This is a genomic window from Imperialibacter roseus, assembly GCF_032999765.1.
Classification (GTDB): domain Bacteria; phylum Bacteroidota; class Bacteroidia; order Cytophagales; family Cyclobacteriaceae; genus Imperialibacter; species Imperialibacter roseus.
On the sequence record NZ_CP136051.1, the window covers coordinates 1,642,580 to 1,664,531 of the forward strand.

Below are 21,952 nucleotides of genomic sequence, written 5' to 3' on the forward strand. Positions count from 1 at the left end.
TTAGGACATGAACTGCTCAACGAATGCAGCAGGTGAAATGATAGGTATTCCCCGAAAAGGATGAAGGTCGAGCAGTGGTCTGTCTCCGGTGATGATGCAGCCAGCTTCGCCTGCTACCGCCAGTTCGAGGTACATATCATCATTTGGATCCCGACAAGCTTTTATGCTTTCCTTTGGTTCAATAAATGAAGCTTTTTCGGCGAGCTTCAGCAGAAATACTAGTTTATCATGCTCCTGAATATACTTGTCAAATTTTGGTCGTGAGAGAGTGGAATGAAGTTCTGAAAAGGTTGCTGAAGAATACAAAACTTGGCAATTTTCTGTTGCGAACCTTGTAACTATTCCCGGAACTGACCGGTGTGAAAGGGCTGCACTTACAAATACATTGTAATCAACTATAAGCCTCGATTACTTTTTCTTTAGAATTTCAGGCGTAAGACCTTTTCTTTCGGCGTACGCACTCATGTCGCTCATTACTTCCAATAAGGCTCTTTTATCCTCAAGAATTTTTTCTAATTTTTCCGGCGTTGGATCATTGTTTTGTGCGTTCTTTTGCATCTCTCCAAGGGTTTTTAGCAGTCGTTTCCTTGGCTCTAGCCAATTTGAAATTACTGTTTCTAATTCCTCCAGCTTTTCCTTCGGGAGCTTTTCCAGCCGGGAAGCTATATCGTCGCTGACGTTGAGTGCAATAGTTTTCATCTTTAGCTCAATTCGTGTCTTGTTCCTTAAAGAATGCTTATCAAAGATAATAAATTCCGCTACAGAGGCATATCAGTTGTCTTTTCAATTTTGACTTTGAAATTATGCTCAGTAAATTCTGCAAATGACGTCTTTGTGATCTCCTTCTACCGATAGCCAACACTGGCCTCTTTAAACCTTCAAAAACACATCCTTCTTATACATGAAATACAAGAAAGCCCACTTCACCGCCAGGTAACAAAACACCATTACTACCACATTGTAAGGGTCGCCGACCAACTGCCCCAGCCAGCCAAAGAAGGCATTGGTGGAGTAAGACCAGTTAATGAATCGTCCCGACATATAGATCAGGATGGAGTTCATGCCAATAACTTTGAAGAAGAACGCCCACTTCTTATGGCCCAGGATATCGATAATGTAGTAGAAAGTCGCCATTAGCAGCATGCTGATGCCGCCGCACTGCAGCACAAACGAGCTGGTCCACAAGTTTTTATTGATGGGGAACACCAGGTTCCAGAGCTGGGCCAATACCAGTAGTACGGCACCGGTAGCAGCCAGTCGTATCGCCACTTTTGTTCGGTCATCGATGGTTGTGCTTTTTAACAAGTTGCCCGTGTAAATGCCCAGGAGAGCTGTGCCAATAGCTGGAATGGTGGATACAAGGCCCTCCGGATCGTGGATGCCGAGGTAGAGCTTGCCAGGCATGATCAGGGTGTCAAGGTAAGAGACCATATTGCCTTCCATGGTCAGGTCACCCGCCAGGTGGCCGGGTGCATGCCCAAACAGCAGCAGGAACCAGTAGCCCAGTAAAAGAGAGGCGAACCAGATGATTTGCCCTCGTTGTGTGGTGTACAAATAGATAATATTGGCGAACATATACGCAAGGCCAATGCGCCCCAGTACGCTGCCAAAACGTATTTCCTCCAGCGGGAGTATTTTCAGTCCATTGTTGTAAATGATGCCCAGCAGCACGAGTATCAAGCCTCTTTTGATCACACGGAGCAGGAGGGACTGCTTGTCTAAGCCTTTTTCCAACTGCCTGCCAATAGAGAAGGGAGTAGACACGCCCGCCATAAAAAGGAAAAGTGGGAAAATAAGGTCGTAAGCAGCGAAACCATGCCAGGCAGGGTGGTCAAACTGAGTGGACAGCGCATGCCAGAAGGGCCCTCCCGTAATTTCATCCATTCTGTGGAAAATCCCTTCTGCGCCCATGATCCAAAACATGTCAAAACCCCGGAGGGCATCAAGGGAATAAAGGCGCTGGCTCTTGACGGATTGTGTCATCTCTGATTTAAATGTTTAAGAAAAGGCCCGCAACGCAGCTCTTTCTGGTATTGAACTAAAACAGCTATCCGGCCGATTGTGTCCGGCAACAGTAGCAGAAGCTAATTTAGCAGTTTTTCATTACTGAGCTACTTAAATGACACCTCTGTGGAAAAAGGCGGGTTGGTTGGTGCTTGTTGGTGGATCGCCGGTGTTTGCTCCTGACTTTTTTCTATCCTAAGCGGCCACTTTTACGACGTCATGAAAATTGAAACTGCTTCAGTTATGAAGATATTGAAAGCTGGTACCTCTGGGAAGTTGACTGAGTGTGCCATATTGAAACAAGCAATTGTGCCAATATGGTACGTTTTCAGTCGATACACCCATTTAAATGGCTAATAATCAATCAATTGCAATTTGGTACGACCTCTGCTCATGCGAATGAGTTACGTCAATGTTTTCAATATGCTTACCAACTACCTCAAACTCGCCTTTCGTAACCTGCTCCGGCATAAGAGCGCCTCAGCCATTACCATTTTTGGCTTGGGAATGGCGTTGGCGGCTGCGCTTCTTATCGGGCAGTACGTTCGTTTCGAACTTAGCTACGACCGGTTCCACGGTGCAGGCATTGATCGAACCTATCGTATTTTCTCCAGAGACTTTTCCAGTGGCGCCTTGCAGTACGAAGCCGCCACTTCTCCGGCTGTGCTGGCCACTTCATTACTCAATACTCCACAGGTGGAGGCCATCACCAGGCTATGCGGAAGTTCCAGTTTCTCCAATGTGCTGTCGTACGACAATGGGGAAGAAGTCAGGAGCTTTAACACCAGGCATAGCTATTTTGCAGAAACATCGTTCTTCGATTTTTTTGACTTTCCACTGCTCAAAGGAAGCAAGGAAGCATTGGATCAGCCTTTTCAGGTGATCATCTCCGAATCTATGGCTTTGAAGTTTTTTGGTGCTGATGACCCCATGGGCAAAACACTGAAGTGGCATACCAGCATGGATGACGTAGAGTACACGGTGGCGGGAGTGTTAAAAGACCTGCCAGCTAACAGCCACATGGCTGTCAACTTTTTGTTTTCTTTTCCCACATTGGCACAAACGGAAAGAGGAAGGGCAGACCTAAAAGACTGGGATGCGGAATATTTTCACTCTTATGTGAGGATCCGTCAAGGTAGTCATCCAGAAGATCTTTCGGAGCAGTTGCTGGAATTTGAAGGAGAATGGCTTGGTAAGTATGGCATGGCGCCGGATCCAGCGCACCCACGCTGGCACATGCAGCCGGTCGTTGATATTCATTTGCATTCACAGTTGATGGAAGAAATGAAAACCAATAACTCGGCTGCTGATGTTTACTTTCTTGTAGCCATAGCGCTGTTCGTGCTGGTGATCGCCTGGGTCAACCATATCAATCTGTCGATGTTCTCGGCCCTGAGCCGGGGTAAGGAAGTAGGTGTGAGGAGGCTGATCGGTGCTGGCAAGTGGCAGCTTATTCAGCAATTTGTAGCAGAGGCGCTCGTGGTGAATGTGCTCGCACTTGGGCTTGCTTTTACAATGGTGCAGGTTAGTTCAACCTGGTTTCAGGCCGTGGCAGGTGTTCCTTTCGGCCTGTTTTGGAAAGATAATGTAATGTTGATGGTTTGTTGGGTACTCTTTTTTGTTAGCGTATCCATTTCGTCATTTGTGCCGTTCTGCTTACTTCAAAACAGGCAACTCGCTTCGATGCTGAAAGGAAAGACGAGCGCCTTGGCCGGAGGAGGCCTGCGGTCTACTCTGATGGTGGTGCAGTTTGCTGCCAGCCTTTTTATCATTGTCGGCACAGCAGCGGTATATGGTCAATTAAAGTTCATGCACAACATGAAGCTCGGGATTGATATTGAGAATACCCTCGTGCTAACTACTCCTTCGTTGGTGGACTCCACCTATCTGTCCCGCCTGGAGGTGTTCAGGAATGAGCTTCAGCAATATCCCGGCATTCGGGCGGTGTCTACGTCTGCGGTTTTGCCCGGCAACGAGAACACCTGGCAGCAGCGATTCTGGAAACCCGAAAGCGGCAGTGATGAGGCAGTACTAATGACATTTGATGTGGTGGACGATAGCTTTGTTGACGTATTTGGTGTGGAAATACTGGAGGGAAGAGACTTTCTTCCGACTGAGCAGCGGGCCGGAGATTTTGGTGACGCACTGGAAAGCATTCTGATCAACGAAAAGGCAGTGCAAGCGCATGGTTTTGCGAGCGCAAAGGACGCAGTAGGCAGCGAGCTGGCATCGAAAGGGGTTCGTTGCAAGATAGTGGGCGTAGTGAAGGACTTTCATCAGGAGTCGCCAAAGGCGGCCATTCCGCCGACCATGTTTGTGCTGGACAATATCAACAGCACTTTTTACGCTGTTAAGCTCAATTTTCCTGCCAGCGACCTTAACAACGAAGCACTGACGGCCGCACTTACCTTCATTGGAGGCAAATGGGAAGAGATGTTTCCTAACAACCCTTTCGACTACTTCTTGCTGGAGAATCGTTACGAACAACAATATGCCTCCGAAAACCGGCTGTCGACACTGCTGTCGATTTTCTCCGGCCTCTCGATTGTTATTTCCTGCCTGGGGCTCTTTGCCCTGGTGTCGCTCACCATTGCCCAACGGACAAAGGAGATTGGTATCCGAAAAGTGCTGGGCGCTTCCATCACTGACCTGCTGCTGTTGCTGTCCAGCCGCTTTGTTATGTTGGTGGGGATTGCCATTGTGGTCACCCTGCCCATCACCTTTTGGCTGGTGAGCGAATGGTTGCAAAACTACGCTTATGCTATGCGTTTGGGGTGGTGGCTATTTGCACTTCCGGGGGCGGGACTGATATTGCTGGCGCTGGTCGTTGTGGTAGTCGAGGCCATTCCAAAGGCACAAGCCAATCCTGTGGATTCGCTGAGGATGGAGTAGGGTGAGAGGCACCGAATCCCCTACTCCCTTTTGTACTTTTTAGTGAGAATAAGCTTTACTAAGGCGTCAAAGAAAAGCAAATAAGGGGATGTGCATATTTGGCCATTATTTACTGCCAAAACAAACTAGGTTTTCTCGAAATTTGTTAGCTTAGTAACCTAAATAATCTGAATATGGCAAGGAAATCAAACCACGTTGTGCCATCAACTCAAAAAGGAGGTTGGGCTGTTAAAAAATCGGGATCAGCGAAGTCTTCTAAATCCTTTGACAACAAGGTGAAGGCGGTAGAATATGGTAAACAGTTGAGTAAAAAAGAACATTCCGAGCTGTTTATTCACCGGAAGGATGGGACTATCCAAAACAGAAACTCCTATGGGAATGACCCTTTCCCTCCAAAGGACAGAAAGCACTAAGGAGTGGTGAAACATACAAATTATGATAAAAACGTATTTATCAATTGCCCATTTGATGATAAGTATTTCGATCTCCTAAGGACATTGATTTTTACTATAGTATACTTCGGCTTTAACCCAAGAATTTCTCTGGAGTCTTCTGACTCCGGCCTTTCTAGATTAGAAAAAATCATTAAGCTAATACAAGAATCAAAATATGCTGTTCATGATTTGTCCAGGCTCCAAGCCAAATCAATTGATGAATATTATCGACTAAACATGCCGTTTGAACTTGGGATTGACTATGGTTTGAGGAGGTTTAATCCAGACTTTTCAGACAGAAGATCAGTGATTTTGGAAACTGAAAGGTATGACTATATGAAGGCAATTTCGGATATAAACGGATTTGACATAAAGAGTCATGATGACATACCTGAAAAGTTGATTGAATGTTTAAGGTCATGGTTTTCCGAAACCGTGGGACTTAGAGATTTGAATAGTTCAGATAAGATATATTCCGATTTCATTGATTTCAATACGGATTTGTATATGAAGAAAATGATGAAGTATGCTGGTAAACATACCGCCACCGAGGCAGAACGATTCGTAGATACTGAAATCCAACAAATGACTCTCCCTGAATTTATTGATGAAATTAAGCTATGGAAAGACGGTGGTACATAACAAAGGGTTTCCGCCTTTGTGATTGTTCAGTAACGTATCCCTAAGCGGGAAGCTTTCGTTAAGCGCTTAGCTGAATTCCATTAAGCGCTTGATGAGAACCTGTTAAGCGCCTCGTGGGAAACGATGAGAAATGTTTCGCAATGAATTCTTGTTGGCGCAGCGGGTAATTTCCGTTAATTTGACGTCATATTTAACCACCGACAGTCAGTCCTATGATCACCCGCCGACTATTCCTCAAATCGTCCCTGGTTACCATTCCCGCCATGGGGCTTATTGGCAACGCCATGGCGGCCCGAAAGCCCAAAGTGCGCTTTGGTGTGGTCACCGACTCTCATTATGCCGACCGGGAGCCAGGCGGCATTCGGTACTACCGGGAGTCGCTGGAAAAGATGGCCGAGTTTACCGAGGTGATGAACATGGAAAAGGTCGATTTCGTGGTCCATCTTGGGGATTTCAAAGATGAAGACACCAACAGGAGGGAGGAAGACACCTTGAAGTACCTGCAAAACCTGGAGGCGGTGTATGCACAATTCAAAGGCCCCCGCTACCATGTCATAGGCAACCACGACGTGGACAGCATCAGCAAAGCACAGTTTATAGCCAAGGTGGAGAATACAGGCATCAACTCGGGCCTTGGCTACTATTCGTTTGACAAGAAGGGGTTCCACTTTATAGTGATCGACCCCAACTTCCATCCTGACGGCACTGATCACAACAAAGGTGATTTTGAATGGTTCGAATCGACCGTTCCCCAACCTCAGATGGATTGGTTGAAGGCTGACCTCGGAGCAACCAGGCTACCCACGGTAGTGTTTGTTCACCACTCACTTTATGAACTGCCGGATGAGACCATGCACGTAGAGAATTCAGCGGCTATCCGGCAAATACTGGAGGCATCAGGCAGGGTGGTAGCAGTTTTTCATGGCCATTGCCACAGGGAGGGTTATTCCAGTATTAATGGTATTCACTACACGCTTTTGCCTGCCATGGTCGACAACAGCGGGCCGGAGAACAATGCTTATGCCATCATTGAAGGGTTTGATAATGGTGACCTGGAGTTGACGGGTTATCGAAAGACGAGGAGCAGGTCGTATCCGGCGACATAAGTTGGGCAAGGGCCCCGGCCCGCCTTGCTGGTTAACCAACATGCTTCTTCCTGAACCCCGTCGGGCTCAGCCCTGTGAGTCGCTTGAACTGCTTGTTAAAATGGGGAATGGTACTGTAGCCCGACTGCAGACAGACTTCGGTGATGCTGAGTTCAGTATCGATCAGAAGCCTGCTGGCGTGGCCTATCCTAAATTCATTCACAAACTCGAAGAAAGTTTTCTTGGCTCTTTTTTTAAAATAACGACAAAAAGCCTGAGGTGTTTGGTGAAGTAGGTTGGCAACGGGGTCAAGTCGAATCACGTCCCTGAAATGTTGCCTTACATACTCAAACACGAGGGTCATCCTTTCTGCATCCTTTGCCGTTGAGTGGTGCGCATAGCCAGCACTGGCAAGGGTTCTCGCCTCGTTGGATGTGGCGAGGAGCTGAAGTGTTTCCATGAGGCCAAGCACTTTACCAAATGGGTCGGCATCTACCATCTGAGCTAGTTTTCTCCCAACGCTTTTGGAGAGCTCCGGTGGAAATGCCACACCATAGCTGGCTTTTTCAAAAAGCTGCCGGATGGTGGCAAACTCGGGAGAGCTGAGCAAGCTATTGTTGAGCATTCCTGCGGAAAAATGCACGACTATTGCCTCACTTCTGCCGGACTGATTAGAAGGGTTCTGCCAGATATGCGGAAGGTTGGATCCGAGCAGTACCAGATCGTTTTCGACGAACTCCTCAATACTGTTGCCCACAAATCTCGTTCCCCGGCTTTTGATAATATAAGTGAGCTCCATTTCGGGATGAAAGTGCCATGGAGCATCGAACTCCGGGAGGTTCAACGCACGAATTACCAGTGACTGACCTGCTTCCAGGTCTACTTTTTCAAAGATGGCTTTCATCCGTTATCGATGCAATGCTTGTTTATATTACCAATAATACGACTCTTGATCAATATTATGGTTAAAATAAGTTAAGTAAATGCCAAAATTGACGTAGAGGACTGTCGGAAAAGGCGGTACTTTTAAATGAGCATTAGTAAGTTATAGTATATGAGTAGTGTTGCAGATTTGGCCGGGGTTCATGAATTGGTAAGTCGGCTGTTTGAGTGGCCCGAAACTGAAAAGGAATGGGAACAATACAAACTCAGCGACGAACAGGTAGCCTTCTTCAAGGAGAACGGTTATTTAGCCAACGTGAAATTACTCAACAGTATTCAGGTAGAATCACTCCGCAATGAACTTGAGGAGATTGCAGACCCTAACCACCCCGGCCACCATCTGTTCTACGAGTTCCATTCCAACGAATCCACTGACCCTTCGAAGGTTCTTTTCCATGCGCTGGGTGCATGGCGGGTGGCTCCCGGCTTTCACGACGTGCTGTGGAACCCCGCTTTTGTGATGGCGGCCAGCCAGCTTCTGGGTGGGTCAGTTCGCTTTTGGCATGACCAGCTTTTTTGCAAACCAGCCAAACATGGAGGCGTGGTGGCCTGGCATCAGGACTACTCGTACTGGACTCGCACCAAACCCATGGAGCACCTCACTTGCTGGGTAGGACTCGACGATGCCGATGTTGACAACGGCTGCTTGTACTATGTGCCCGGCAGCCACAGGTGGGGCCTGCTCGATAAGCCTGACCTTGCCGGCGATATGAATGGCCTTGATCAGTACCTGACGCCAGAGCAAAAAAGTCAATTCAAGCCCATTCCCATTGAAATGAAAATGGGGCATGGCACTTTCCATCACCCCTTGCTGGTGCATGGATCCTACGAAAACAAAACCGACAGGCAGCGCAGGGCATACGTCACCAATGTGTTTAAAGACGGCACAAGATCGGATGCCGACACACCGTTGCTTGCAGGGGCCGATGCTGTGCCACGGGGACAAAAGATGCAGGGGAAGTTTTATCCGCTTCTTTACCAGGCCCGATAGCCAAACTGGCGAATCACTTCGCTTCCTGAAGCTGGGTCTCTTCGTCCTCTTGTTTTTTAACCACTTGTTCGGTTTTTACGCCCTCCTCATTTTCTATCCTTTTCGGTTTGAAAATATTGGGATCGATGCCCATGCCAAATCCGCTGAGCAAAATGAACAGCATCAACCCTGCTGTTCGCATGTATTTTTTGAATTTTTTCATTTTACGAATGACAATAAGGGATGCAGGGTTTTTAAGCCTACATACGCTGGGTAAATGAAGGGAATGGATGGCCCGATATGGGCCTGCGCTGAGAGGAGGCTCTCAGGAGTGAATAGAGGAGTCTTCGTCGGTAGAAGGAGGAAGGTGCTTCTTGACAACCGCCGCTAAACATACCAGCGGTGCTTGGGCGTTTACTTGCTCCAAAGTGCTGGCAAGCCTCTCATGCAGGAGAGTGGCGATGTTTAGGAGAGTGCGCTGGCTTTTAAAGTCAGTAGAGGCACTGCTTCGGAGGTCTAAAATAGCCCTGGCGTAAGAAAACGATCGATGAGTAACAGATACAGGGCTATAAGCAACCTCACTGGTTACCGGGGTAAATGGCCTGGTAGGGGTGGCCGCTTCAATACCCGAAAACCCCAATATAGCTGCCGCCACACACAGTAGCAGGAGCGTATTTTCGGTGCCTTTTTTGAATAGATGCCGGACTGAAGCCATCATATAGCGATAAATATACGCCGCTTTTGTGAAAGTGTTGCTGTTTTCGATAACCTTACCTGGGCGAATGCATACAAGAAGGCTTCATAGCGTAACCCTCCAAGGGCTCCCGACTAGCTTTCCCTGGAGACATGACAGCTTGCTGCCCCGAAAGGGATAAACCCTTGGAGGGTTGGACTTGAATGCGTTTGCCCCAACTACCTCACCTGGCACTTGCTCTGACGGCCTTGCCATTTTCGAACTGCACTTCGACCAGCTTTTCGCTTTCTATTAGCTCGGCCACTATCTTCCTGGTTTTGGTGTCAATCACGTCGCCTGACGAAGGATAGCCGTATTTTCCATCGATGCTGAAAGAAATCCAGCCGTTCTTTTTGTTAAGCTTAATGTCGGCGATTCGCTTGTGAGGCCATACCGTACAGTCGAAGATGTGCACATAAGGGCCAGCGTCATTCGACACCCAAATTTCTTTTTGATCGGGTGTGATATTGACACCGTGGCTGGTGGTAAGGTGGTTTCCTCTGATGCTTTCGAAGTCACCTACTTCTACACGTCCCAACCTCTTTCCTGTACTTATGTCACCTACCTCGTAGCCCAGCACTCCATCCAGGTTGATATAGCAGTACTTGTCATCTTTTGACACAGCAAAAGGACGGATGCCCTTAGGACCATTGTGTTTTTTCTGCGTCCAGCTCCAGGGATCTTCCTGATTGGCCTCAAATGGGCCAACGGTTTTGATTATTTTGTTCGTCTTTACATCAGCTACATACAGGTTCTCATTCCCCATAGCAGCGAGGTACATTTTCGTCCCGTCGAGGCTGGCCCAGGTGTTGTGAGGGTTGCCGAAAGGTACCTTGATATAGGCCACTATCTTATGTTGATCAGCATCAATAACGTCCCAGCCGCCGCCGTGCCTTTTGGGCAGATAGATGTATTTGCCATCGGGGGTAATCGCCTGACTGTCGGGGTAGCCGATGATGGGGATAGACCAGTCTACTTTTTCTGTTTTCAGGTCTACGCATACGAACTGATCACCGACATAGGAGCTTAGGTACAATTTACCTCTGATGGGGTCGGCGCTTATTCCTTTGAACTCGCCGGTGCCGGGCACCTCAAATTTCCTTAGAAACTTATGGCCATTATTGATATCATATACATAAACAAAGCCCTGATCCTGGGCCACATAGAGCAGCCTTTCTACTTGGGCCTGACAGTGTAGTGCGGTAAAAATGGTAAATCCTAAAAGTAGGTGGCGCAGCATGTAGGTGTTGTTTGCGTTGGTTCTTATTAAAACGGTGAGTTTCAGAGTAAACCTTCTACAAGAATATCTTCATCTAAATCTTCCCAATGTATCTCTTCTCCACCTCCAATCAATCTCCAGTTGTTCCTTTGTTTTTCTGTTGCTTCTCTAAGATTTGGGAACCAATCGAGCGGTATGGCAACTTCACGGCCATCATCTAATCTGACAAACATTTTTAAGTCATCAAACCAAATATCAACTGCATTACTGGATTTATAGCTTGTTAAAATACTCATCCCATTTGTTCTTAAACAGTTCCAAATTCCCAGTCACTAATTTACGAATCTCATTGATTTCAGCGGCGTTGAATCTTTTCGATTTAACGAGTTCAATTGGCTCAAGGTTAAATTTTGCTGTGCCGTCACCTTTTTCAACATGAAATGTCCATAAAGGCTGCTATGCCTACCGAGCATGGATATAAGCGCAAAATAGAGGCTTCGTGGAGCATTAGGGTACCAAGACATTCCATGTGACCACTAAAAGGCAATTATATACACATGAATATGCATTGGGGTATGATCATTTGCATAAAAGAAGAATCGATAACCTTTGTGTCTTAAAATTGTCGGCATCTGACATAATGCTAATGCTTCATAAATATAAGACTTTTGAAGTATGTTGACCAGCTCTCCATAATGAGCACCATTAACTTCAGAAATCAAACAAGTCCTCAAGGTTCGTAGCAATGCCGATTCTCACTCCGAAATTTTTATATTGGCCATCTTCAAAAGCCGCAATGGCCTCCAGCCTGAAAACCCTCATGATATAGTCGAGGCCGTAGCCCACTTCTGTATAGTTGTTGGAATTGGGTGTGCCGAGGTAGTTGATAAACATGTTTTCTTTGATGCCCATCATCCGCACAAAGGCCAGTTGCGTCACCACCAGCTTGCGCCATTGATTATGCACAAAGGCTGTTATGTATTCATCGTTGGTGCTGTAGTAATAGTAGTCGAGCAAACGAAAGTTCTCCACAGGATCGAGGGTAGCGAACAATGTCTGGTTGCCGGGGAAATGCTTAAAGTCCGGAAAGTAAATGGCCTTGTCATTAAGAAACTTCCCGGCATTCACCCGAACGTCCAGCTTGGAACGGATGCCCCACTCGAAACTGTGTTTCACCCCTACGTCCAACAGGTCGTAGTTAACATCACTTTCAGCCCATGGCATGCCTTTCCTGTACTCAAGAGTGAAGGTGGGCGTCGACTTCCTGATCTCCTCTTTCGATCCGTTCTTCATTCTGTACTTCAGCCATGGTTTGTACTCCCCTGAAATGTTAAATATCAGTGCCTGGTGCTCAAAGAAGCCTGTTATTTCTGTATTGGCATTGAGAGGGTTGTTGGCTGTATATTCTTTTCCGGGGTGTTTGAAAAAAGTGTAGTCTGAATTGTTGGCCAGGCTTCTTCTCTGCGCATACTCAACGCTGCCCTTCGCCGAGAATTTGTCGTTATATCGTTTTTCGTTTTCCAGCCTTACAAAATCCTTTTCATATAGTTTTAAATAGCTTTCCTTCAAAAGCAGGGCGTAGGCAGTGTTGATATAGGGGTGGATGGGCTCAAGGGCACTTAACTGCTGCACATAACTGCCTGCCTCCAGCCGGGCGCTGCCTCTTGTGCCGCTTTCCCCGTATTGGAAATCTACATAACCTTTCGGTAGGAGCTTTTCTCTGGCAAAAGAATAGCGCAACACAGGGCCGAACTGGAGTTTATTGCCATTTTCAAACCGTCGTGAGTAGTTGATGTCGTAAAAGAAATTAAAACCTTCTACTGTATTGAAGCCGATGGTTTGTAGTGGAGACTCGATGTTAAGGCGACCCTTTTTCCCCAGCTTGTAGGAGCTTCCAAAAATTGGATCACCGAGCCTTACTTTTCTGTCTCTTCTGTTTTTTCCTTTTTTCGTGGTGTCTGATTTGTACTCGGCTTCTTCCGCTTTGTCGAGGCTGTCTATCTTCGTATACCCCCTGATCTCATAGGCAGTAAGTGGCACAGGTCTCATGCTTGTCCAGAAGGTGGAGTCGTTGTTGTAGCTTGTGGTGGAGTCTCGTTTTATGGAGATATTAGAAACAATCTCAGGAAACTCAAGATCTTCCATTTCTTCCTTTTCGTATTCCTTCACCAATTTGCGCAGGTCTTTTCTGGTCACTTCCTTGTTCTGAGCCAGCTTTTCCAGTGTTTCCTGGCCTTTCGTCTTTTGCTTCACTTCAGCGGCAGCCTCTTTATCTATTTTTTCGTCGATCACCGTTACCGGAATGTCGAGGTCGGGGTTGAGGGTGATTTTGTATTCGCTGAGTGTGGCCAGGTAGTTGTACTGGAAGTCGAACCCGAAAAAAGAGCCGTTGATGACAAACTTATGACTTACCGGGAGCCAGGCTTTGTCCTCGATCGGATTGTATACCTGCTCAATGTTGAATTTGATCCCCAGCTTATACATGGTAAGGTCGAGGCTGTGGATGCTCCAGAGGTCGTCAACGATGTAGATTGTCCCCTCAAAAATGTCGTCTCCTTTGCTGCGGGGCGTGACCAGGATTTTATTGATAACGTAGCCTCCTTCACGGAAATAGCCGTCGTAAGTAAAACGATAGTAGGCAAATGCTTTGGGTGAAAGCGGAGAAATGGCATCCACAACTTTTGGCTCGTAGAAACTGGCCGTGAGAAACTCACCAGGGCCTGTGCCGTTGTCGTCACCCTGCGAAAAAACAGCTACGACCTTTTGAGAATAGGTATTGGGACGCTGGTAGTGCAGTTCGCTCACCGATTCAGAAGTAAAGGCGGTGGTGCTGTCAATGCCTTCTTCCGCTATTTTGTTGCGGAGGAAAAATGGCGAGTCGAGCAGTCGGCCAGATCCTTTCATGTATACTTTGGCATCGTAGGCATCGAGCTGGTTGGCATGGAAGCTGGCCTTGCCGATGGCCTTTCTCATGATGGTGTAGGCAGGGTCTTCTTTGCCGCTGCGTACTTCCACCTCTTTGAGAAGGAATATTCTGGGCTTAAGGGTGAGGTTGTATGTTTCGAAGCCGGTAGTCACTTCAAAGAAATGCACGTTCGATTCGTAGCCAATGTACTGGAACACCACGTCATATTTACCGGGAGCCAGCCTTACCTCATAGTCACCTTCCACGTTGGAGGTAGTGCCTGTGTTGATGTTGCGAATGAAGATAGTGGCGAAGGGGAGAGGCTCATTGTTCTCTCCAAGTACTTTGCCTTTAATGCCGGAATTTTGCGCTAAAGCGGTGAATGACACCAGCAGTAGCAGGGATAAAGAGTAGAAATAACGCATCTAAAAAAATTGAGTTTTTGATTGACCTTATAGCCTAGATGTAATAATCAGTGTTGGGGTTGCGTAAGTAATTACAATATTAAATTTTTTCCGCAGGTGCAACAGGCTAAAGGTGGTGGAAAAGAAGGGAAAATGACCTTTTAGGGAAAATGAATGGGGCAGTGAAAGAAGTATTTTTTTCAGGAAGTCCATCATTTGGACAAATGGACTTCCTGTGCTGAGTCGCTCAATTGAGTATTGAGTTTTGAGGGTGCCCATTGACTTTGAGGGAATTAGAGGCAAAAATCAGCGCCTGAATGATCAGCCCAATGACAAGTAGAATAGCGCTTTCCAATTGGGATGACAAAGTGCTTGCGCTAAACATTGCTTTAGCGTCTGTCATTAGCGATGCCCCCTCGGTTACTTGTATGGAAGAAAGTGTTTTCAGGGACAACGCCGCCTCCTTTGCGTGTGCCTTTGCAGCCGCCAAGTCGCCCTGTTCTGCCTTCGCACCGATTTTCTGGCAAAGGCCGTTGAACCGGCCGAAGACCCTTTCTTCTTCCTCAGTAAGCACAGTTTTCACGTACGATTCATTCAATTCCATTATTTGCCGGAACACGGCGGCCACCTGCTGTTGTTTGTCAGCATGTTCAGTGTTCTCGGAATCAATGACCCCCTCGATTTTGTGGAGGTGTTCAGCGTGCTGAAAAATGTAACTCTCCACCACCAACCGGTCTTGAAATATTGAATGGATCGTTTCGCTGATTTTCACCGAGTTTTTTCTTTCCTTGAGGTTATTGAGTAGCACAATCAAAAAAACCGTTAGGAGTAGCGCTGCTGCTGCTGTTTTGTTACTAATGCTGTATGTCCATTTCATAGCGTTTGAATTTTCGCCTCTTCTATGGCTTGTTCAACTTTCAAAATCTTGAGTTTTTTTGGGCCGCCAGGTAGCGTCCACTGAACAGTCATGCCTTTCCTGAAGCCGATCAGCGCAATGCCAAGTGGCGACAGTATGGATACCCTTTTCTCGGCAATATTTGCTTTGTTCGGAAGCGTGACTGTGAAGTTGATCTGTTGTTTTGAATTGATCTCCTCAATTTCAAAATAGGAGTTTAACTGGATAACATCTTTCGGTATTTTGTCGTCGGCGACAACCTGAGCACGGTTAAGCTCATTTGTGAGTTGCCGTATTTCAGCCGTCTTTAAATGATCGGGCAGATTAGCTATCAGGGATTTAATCGTATTGTGGTCTGCTTTTGTTATGATTGGGTTCATCGTTATATCGTATCTAAGTTGAACATGACACAAGGCGAATGCCATGGTGAACAAGGCATCCGTCTGGTGGTATTATGCCAGAAAGTGAAATGCTAGGTAGGTTGTATAACGTGCTCCGTGTGGTTAGAGCAACAAGTCTGCAGGAACAGTACTACGGGCCTCCTTATTTCTTTGATGAAATGGGAGGCCTATTTTACAAAGGCTTTGTTGTGCGTACAAAGCAACACACAACTATCCATTCCGCCATCTGGCGAAAAAGGCAATGTGGGTATGTTCTTTGGCTTGTGCACGTTGTAGTCTTTTGATATTAACAAGATACAACTTAAAATGGTTTGCCAAGCAAATTTCTATATAATCGGTAGGGGAGGACGGTTTTTTGTTTGCTTAATCCTTACCCTTTGTCAAAAGGTTAATGTTCGCTCCGAAAACGACATTGAGTTGTGAGAAGAAAAAGTGCTGTTTCCCCTGATCTGATTTGACGGAAGTGATCCTGATGTCGGGCATATCGATGAATCCCCCCTTTATTTCAGACTGTACAAAGAAGTATTTGAAAAATTCAACGTTCACTCCAACCAGTGCGTCAATACCAAAGCCCGACCAGTGCCACTCGTCGTTTCTGTCGTAGCCCAGCACCGTGGCGTCAGTTTTGGGATAGAGGCCTCCTGCTCCAACGCCTTCCACCAGGTTGATTTTTACTTTATTGAAGTCGGCGATTTCATTCAGGTGCCGCAGCTCAAGGTTAAGGTAGTTGAGGCCGTTGGTATGCTCCAGTTGCAAAAAGCCAGGTTGGATCACCACATCGCTGTGGGAGTAAGAACCATCGTATGGTGTGCCCGTTTCCGCTATGTGGCCTGATAGCTTCACATGCTGGCCCTGTTGAACCACGTATTTCATATGGTCGAAGCCAAAAGAGAGGCTTAGGTTTTTCTTGAAATAGTAGCCAATTCGAAAGTCATACTGCGGAATGGTGGCCCTTCCTGGGTTAAGGTAAATGGACGGATCAAAATGGGTTTGCCTGTCTTTGGCCACTACCCTGTCCAGCCTGAAGTTGTAGTTGTCACCTGCGAAACTAATATCGGATTTGGAGTACCAACCTCTGTTCCATCCCCAATAGAGGAATATTTTTCCCTGGTGGCTTTCCTGTGTGTTGCTGAAAAAGGATTGGGAGAGTCCATTGAAAGAAACCGCTACAAAGCAGCCAATCAGAATGATATGCTTCATTTTTTAATTGAAGAGAAGGGGTAGGTTAGAATGAAAGACCAGTAAATAAAAAATGCTCGTAGTGCAGAGATGTGGGGCTGTCAATTTGGAATGATTTGATCAATAAAGAAGAGTAACAAATAAGCTTATTTCAGTTTAAACAGTGGTAGCTAAAAGCAGCGCCGAAGGTATGCAATTTTTCCAATTCAGTAAAACGATGAATCGCCTGATTTGGTTGGCTTGTTATTGCTGAATAGATACGATATTGTCCGGCCCTGTCAGGGTGATAGTGACATAGTTATTCTTTTCCGTTGAGGAAGCCACTTTTCCGTTGATTAAAACTGTTGAAGTTGCCTGGCTCGGCAGTTTTAATAATACTGTCCAGTCAGGATTTCGTTGTGTTATCTGATAGGTGACCAGGCTGTCTTTCGAGCTTTTTGTGAAGCTAATATTGTTGTCGCCCACCAACACATTGCTGATGGAAACATTGTCCCAGCCCTCGGGCATGTCGGGTGCTATCGTTACCTGCTTTTTGTGGGCTTCGGGCTGAATCCCGAAGAAGTAGTTAACAACAGGTACCGCCACCGCATAGATATTCCATGCCTGCACAATCATGCCATAATCAGGGCTCACTTCGTACATGGAGCCAGGCAGGGCGTAGCTAAATGAGTTGTGCAGTTTTTTCAGGTAGCCAAGCGCCTCGTCGGGATGCCCGTATCTTGCCTCTGATATGGCCTGCACGCCTGTTGGTAGTGTCATCACGGCACCCACATAGCTGAACGACTTCCATTTGCTGGAGGCATCGCTGGCTTCATCTCTGTCCATGCCCGTCACGTACATGCCGAAACGGTTGCTGTACTTTCTGGCAGTAGCCAAAGCCTTGTCAGCCTTTTCAGGATCGGCAATGCCCATTTCAGTCGGCGTGTTAACGACCCAGTTGTGGTGAACCACGTAGCCGCTGGTGTTAGCTGTTGCTTTGGAGGTCAGCTCTTTTTTTGTTTGCTCCAGCTCTTTGATCGACCAGGGCTTGTTGATGGTGTCGGCCCGTACGATGGCCGCATCGATCAACTCCAGCGCTTGTGCCTTTGTGGAGCGGAAGTCAGCGAACGATTGGGCACTTTCTACCCACCATTCGCTATTAATTTTCTTTTTTAGTGCATCAGCCTTCTTTTGGTATTCAGCGCCAAGATTTGGTTCGCCCATTTCTATGGCCATTTGCGCTGCAGCCTCGTATGCTTGTTGGGTATACACCACCACATCCACCATCTCGCTATGCAGTCCATGGATCTCCATCATGCCGGGGCCGTCAGGATAGCCGTTGCCATCTTTGTCCTGTGCTTCAATCCAGCTGATGCCTTTCTTTACTTCCGGGTAGTATTTTTCGAGTGTTTCCTTGTGCCCGGTCCATTGGTAGAAAGTCCAGAGAAGGGAAATAAATTGCGGTGTTTCGTTAAGGTTGCCTGGATTGTAGGTTTCGGCATTGGTCGATGTTTCATGAATGATTCGGCCATTGCCGTTTAACTCCATTGATAGCTTTTCGATCAGGTTGATGGTGGCGTTCACTTCAGCCGGTGAGCCCGTGGCCAGCATGCCTTGAAGCGTGTAGCAATTGTCGGCACCAAACCACCACGGATAGTCGGGCAAGCCGGCGGAAACACCTCTCCCTATTTCGGGCACATCCCTGATCAGCCAGGCCGTGTTGTACTTTACCCAGCGGTACATGGTTTCGATGTCTTTGTCAGGAATGGATATAGATGATGCCTGGGCTATTTGGTCGTACCGCTTCATTTTGTTCTTCAGAGCCACCGATGCTGTACCTTTGAGCTGATCATAGGTGGCGTGGGCTTCATCGGCTGACGTGTACGAGCCAGCGATGTAGTACTGAACCGGGTAGGTTTCGTCAGGCTGTATGGTCACCCTCGAAACAATGGTGCCGTCGGTGCCCAGCCCCTTTCTTCCCTGAGGGCAGGGGCTTTCATCTATTCTGTATCCGACCACAGATTCGCTGCTGCCAAATATTGTATACCAGTCGTTGTTGAGGTCTTTTCCTAAATATGTTTCGGAAAGTTCCTGCAGGAAGAGGGTGTCTCTGGCGTCCTCAATATTCTTTCTTTCAGCCAACCAAACGGGCCTTAGGTCGACCATGCCCGTGAAGGCAAGCTCGAGCTCTTTTTCATTTTCACTCTCATTGGTAATGGCATATTCTACAACCAGTCCTTCCATGCCATCGTCAGGTACAAATTGCGTTCTTTGTATCAGTAAATCGCCTTTACGAAAAATGTGTTTGTTGGCAAAAGGGTAGTTAATGAATTCATCGGCCTTGTCGAGGCAATAGGCTTCCTTTCCGGTTACTTCCTTGATATTCAGCGAAAATCCATCCATTAATTTAATCGGATGGTCCCAGATGCCGCCCATTTCTCCTTCAACATGCCAGCCAAGATCAGGAAAACTACCATCCTGATGGCCAATCATGTAAACCCGGTCGCCGGCAGTTACAAATGGGCTGCCCAGGTACTCCGGCTTGCCACTGATATGCTCTACGCTGTCGAGGCTTAGCAAAAGGCTGGTTGGTCTGATGGCGGTGTCACAAGACGCAAAAGCCAGAGAGATCCACAAAAGGCAAAGGAGTTGTTTCATCAGAGAAGTATGTTTTTAAGTAGTTAAAAGTATTGATTAAGCTACTTGCATGCAAAGGCAAAGCGATGGCTGTCCTGAAAACTGATGCGGGTTTGAGTTTATTGTAATACCTCAAACGCCTGTTTCAATTCATTCCCCTCGTCATCCACAAGGGTAAGCATGTGTGGGCCAGGTTCCGGATGAAAACCCATTTGATGAATGAAATTCGTTGAGCCAACGTAGGCTTCATCCAGGTGCCAGTAGATGGTAGAAGCCGGATTGCGGTGTGCCGCTTCAAATATGGCCAGGCCTGGTTTGCCATCCTGCTCAACTGGCACATATACTTTGGTGAACTCCCTTGGGTAAATTAATTCCATGAAGCCATTAGCATTTTGTTCGCCACAAGCGGGTAAAAATGGAGGCGGTTCCTTGTAGTTGGAGTGGTACTGCTTGTAGTACCATGCCTGCACTGCTGGCAACACAAACCAGCGCCTGCTTAGCATCTTGTCAACAGCATAGCAAGCGCTGCTTACCTGGTGTTTTTCAGCCTGATCCAGGTGGAGAAGATGATGGTAGGTGCATCGTTTTCCCTGAAGCATATAGTCAGGTAAATTGGTGTCAGTGGTTTCCGTACAATACTCGGTTGCCAAAAGTCCGCTTTCTTTGCAGATGCTGACCGGCTTTCCGAACGGCTCATCGAAGGTGGCATCGCCACCCAGCAGTTCGAATATGCTGAACATCAGTGGTGAGGCCGAGCGAATGCCCGTTAGCCCTGGCCGGCCTTCATTGTCGGCGTTGCCTACCCAAACACCTACCACATAACGGTCGTTGAGACCGATGGCCCAGGCATCACGAAAGCCGTGGCTGGTACCGGTTTTCCAGGCAATGGGGCGGTACGAGCCATACATTTCTGCACCAGACATTTCTTCAGGACGCCTTAGCTGCTGCATGGCCTGGAAGGCATAAAGTATGGAGGGTGCTGCCAGCAGGCCATTCGCTTCCAGGTCACTTTCTTGTTCGGTTGTTTTTAGTGGAAGGTAGGTGTTTGGTCTGTAGTCCGCAGTTGAATAGCCTCTGTTGTAAGGGCGATCCTGAAAGTTGTTCAGCGCTCTCGCCATGCCAGCAAACATGCCTGACAGTTCCCAAAGTGTTGATTCAGCTCCGCCAAGAATAAGCGAGAGGCCATAGTGATTGGCGGGCCTATCCAACGACTGCATGCCTATTTGCCGGAGCTTCTGGTGCAGCTTTTCATAGCCATATTCCCGTAAGAGAAAAACGAAAGGCACGTTGAGGCTGCTGGCAAGCGCCTCATCAGCTGCAACGGCTCCCCTGTATTTTTTGTCGAAGTTTTGCGGAGCAAAACCCCGATAGAAGAGAGGGATGTCAGGCAGTAGCTCCTTTGGTAAGAGAATGCCATCATCCAGCGCTGCGGCATACAGAAATGGCTTTAGCAGGCTTCCGGGACTTCTGTGGGCGGTGATCACGTCCACAAACTGGCCATGGTTATTGGTTTCGTCACCATTGGGAAAGGAATTACCTACGTAGGCGAGCGTTTCCCCTGAAGCAATATCGATAACAATGGCAGCGGCGTTGTGGATTTCATTGTAGGCCAGTTGCTCTGAATAGCGATCCGTTTTTTCTTTCACCTGCCGTTGCAAAGCAAAGTCCAGCGTTGATTGCACAATGGTACCGACCAGACCATCTTTTTCAGCTCGTTGCAAAAGGTGGAAAGCATCGTTGGGCAGGGGCTTTACTTTACCGGGCAGAGGTTCAGCTTTTGCCAGCAGGGCCTCGTCGCTGGTGAGGTAGCCTTTTGCGCTGAGTTTATCTAAAAGGGCATCTCTTTTGTGTCTGAAGGTGATTTCATTTTTTCCTGGAAATACTGAAGAGGGGCTGTTAGGCAGTACTGCCAGCGCTGCAGTTTCTGCCCATGAAAGCTGATAGGGCGGGCGACCGAAATACCGCCAGGATGCTGCCGAGAGCCCGACGACATTGCCGCCAAAAGGTGCGTGGTAAGTATACAACCGTAGTATTTCTTCTTTTGAATAAAAGAGCTCCAGCTTGATGGAAAGCAGGAGTTCCCAGAGCTTTTGCCGATAGGTTCTCTCCTGGTTTTCCAGGGCCATTCTTACTGTTTGCATGGTCAATGTGCTGCCGCCGCTTACTATTTTTCCAGACCGAATGTTTTGCCAAAATGCCCTGCCAAGTGATACAGGATTGATCCCCGGATGGTAGTGAAAGTACTCATCTTCGAAAAGGAGAATGGCTGCTTTGAACTTTTGTGGCACCGAATCAGCCGGGGGGAAGCGCCATTGTCCGTCAGAGGAGATGCGGGCTCCCAGCAACTGTCCATCGGAAGATTGAAGAAGTGTGGCGTATTTCTTAGGAAAAAGGGGAGATGGCAGGGGGTAAAACAGGATGAGCATTAAAGGAAGGGCAAACAAGACCACCATCCATTTGAACCACTTCCTTTGGAATAAATTTAAGAGGACTGAACCAGCCACGTTTGTCACTAAAAGTCAGAGCGATTAATCGAATTATTTGAATTGGGGTAGGTCAAAGAAAGCAAAGTTTAGCTGATATAAGAAAAACAGATGGCCTCTATTAAAATATGAGAGGCCATCTGTTTGC

Annotated in this window: 19 protein-coding genes and 1 pseudogene; 5 read left to right on the plus strand and 15 right to left on the minus strand. The window is 47.3% G+C overall.

The features are described from left to right. The 3 genes from RT717_RS07125 to RT717_RS07135 all read right to left on the minus strand — a co-directional run bounded on the left by RT717_RS07125 (position 1) and on the right by RT717_RS07135 (position 1,983). Positions 1-399 carry a putative toxin-antitoxin system toxin component, PIN family gene (locus RT717_RS07125; RefSeq protein ID WP_317492345.1) on the minus strand — a complete coding sequence of 133 codons (399 nt, stop codon included), beginning with the start codon at positions 397-399 and terminating at the stop codon, positions 1-3. 9 nt (positions 400-408) lie between these two features. Beyond that, entirely contained in the window at positions 409-699 is a 291-nt protein-coding gene (locus tag RT717_RS07130) for a hypothetical protein (protein WP_317491050.1), read from the minus strand. 171 nt (positions 700-870) lie between these two features. Beyond that, positions 871-1,983, minus strand: coding sequence for an acyltransferase family protein (locus RT717_RS07135; protein WP_317491051.1), 1,113 nt, complete (start codon positions 1,981-1,983; stop codon positions 871-873). A 396-nt stretch (positions 1,984-2,379) separates the two neighbouring features. Between RT717_RS07135 and RT717_RS07140 the strand changes: the two genes are divergently transcribed. The 4 genes from RT717_RS07140 (at position 2,380) to RT717_RS07155 (ending at position 7,078) form a co-directional block, all read left to right on the plus strand. Further along, positions 2,380-4,896 (plus strand): ABC transporter permease, encoded by a 2,517-nt coding sequence (locus RT717_RS07140; protein WP_317491052.1) that lies wholly within the window; start codon positions 2,380-2,382, stop codon positions 4,894-4,896. Between the two features lie 173 nt (positions 4,897-5,069). Beyond that, positions 5,070-5,309: a DUF2188 domain-containing protein gene (locus RT717_RS07145; protein WP_317491053.1), complete on the plus strand. Its 240-nt coding sequence runs from the start codon at positions 5,070-5,072 to the stop codon at positions 5,307-5,309. Positions 5,310-5,315: 6 nt separating this feature from the next. Then, entirely contained in the window at positions 5,316-5,972 is a 657-nt protein-coding gene (locus RT717_RS07150; protein WP_317491054.1) for a hypothetical protein, read from the plus strand. 212 nt (positions 5,973-6,184) lie between these two features. Next, entirely contained in the window at positions 6,185-7,078 is an 894-nt protein-coding gene (locus RT717_RS07155; protein WP_317491055.1) for a metallophosphoesterase family protein, read from the plus strand. Between the two features lie 31 nt (positions 7,079-7,109). Here the strand turns inward: RT717_RS07155 and RT717_RS07160 are convergent, their stop codons facing one another. Continuing rightward, positions 7,110-7,961, minus strand: a complete 852-nt coding sequence (locus RT717_RS07160) for an AraC family transcriptional regulator (protein ID WP_317491056.1) — start codon at positions 7,959-7,961, stop codon at positions 7,110-7,112. 150 nt (positions 7,962-8,111) lie between these two features. On the opposite strand from RT717_RS07160, the gene RT717_RS07165 reads away from it, so the two are divergent. Then, entirely contained in the window at positions 8,112-8,990 is an 879-nt protein-coding gene (locus RT717_RS07165; protein ID WP_317491057.1) for a phytanoyl-CoA dioxygenase family protein, read from the plus strand. Between the two features lie 13 nt (positions 8,991-9,003). On the opposite strand, the gene RT717_RS07170 is transcribed toward RT717_RS07165, so the two are convergent. The 11 genes and pseudogenes from RT717_RS07170 to pbpC all read right to left on the minus strand — a co-directional run bounded on the left by RT717_RS07170 (position 9,004) and on the right by pbpC (position 21,747). Continuing rightward, positions 9,004-9,192 carry a hypothetical protein gene (locus RT717_RS07170; RefSeq protein ID WP_317491058.1) on the minus strand — a complete coding sequence of 63 codons (189 nt, stop codon included), beginning with the start codon at positions 9,190-9,192 and terminating at the stop codon, positions 9,004-9,006. A 102-nt stretch (positions 9,193-9,294) separates the two neighbouring features. Continuing rightward, on the minus strand, positions 9,295-9,687 hold the full coding sequence (locus tag RT717_RS07175; protein WP_317491059.1) for a hypothetical protein: 393 nt from the start codon (positions 9,685-9,687) through the stop codon (positions 9,295-9,297). A 199-nt stretch (positions 9,688-9,886) separates the two neighbouring features. Further along, positions 9,887-10,942: a YncE family protein gene (locus RT717_RS07180; protein ID WP_317491060.1), complete on the minus strand. Its 1,056-nt coding sequence runs from the start codon at positions 10,940-10,942 to the stop codon at positions 9,887-9,889. Positions 10,943-10,983: 41 nt separating this feature from the next. Then, positions 10,984-11,217: a DUF2442 domain-containing protein gene (locus tag RT717_RS07185; protein WP_317491061.1), complete on the minus strand. Its 234-nt coding sequence runs from the start codon at positions 11,215-11,217 to the stop codon at positions 10,984-10,986. Beyond that, positions 11,195-11,350: pseudogene (locus tag RT717_RS07190) on the minus strand (DUF4160 domain-containing protein); the annotation flags it as partial. The pseudogene RT717_RS07190 and the gene RT717_RS07185, both read right to left, overlap by 23 nt. A 282-nt stretch (positions 11,351-11,632) precedes the next feature. Continuing rightward, positions 11,633-14,251, minus strand: coding sequence for a DUF5686 and carboxypeptidase regulatory-like domain-containing protein (locus tag RT717_RS07195; protein ID WP_317491062.1), 2,619 nt, complete (start codon positions 14,249-14,251; stop codon positions 11,633-11,635). 226 nt (positions 14,252-14,477) lie between these two features. Continuing rightward, on the minus strand, positions 14,478-15,107 hold the full coding sequence (locus tag RT717_RS07200; protein WP_317491063.1) for a hypothetical protein: 630 nt from the start codon (positions 15,105-15,107) through the stop codon (positions 14,478-14,480). Then, entirely contained in the window at positions 15,104-15,505 is a 402-nt protein-coding gene (locus tag RT717_RS07205; RefSeq protein ID WP_317491064.1) for a GreA/GreB family elongation factor, read from the minus strand. Before RT717_RS07205 ends, RT717_RS07200 begins: the two co-directional genes overlap by 4 nt. Before the next feature lie 384 nt (positions 15,506-15,889). Continuing rightward, complete coding sequence (locus tag RT717_RS07210) at positions 15,890-16,726, minus strand: hypothetical protein (RefSeq protein WP_317491065.1); 837 nt, start codon at positions 16,724-16,726, stop codon at positions 15,890-15,892. 222 nt (positions 16,727-16,948) lie between these two features. Beyond that, the gene (locus RT717_RS07215; protein ID WP_317491066.1) at positions 16,949-19,342 is read right to left on the minus strand and encodes an alpha-L-rhamnosidase-related protein; all 2,394 of its coding nucleotides are present in this window, start codon (positions 19,340-19,342) and stop codon (positions 16,949-16,951) included. 98 nt (positions 19,343-19,440) lie between these two features. Continuing rightward, positions 19,441-21,747 (minus strand): penicillin-binding protein 1C, encoded by a 2,307-nt coding sequence (gene pbpC / locus RT717_RS07220; protein WP_317491067.1) that lies wholly within the window; start codon positions 21,745-21,747, stop codon positions 19,441-19,443. Between the last annotated feature and the right edge of the window lie 205 nt (positions 21,748-21,952).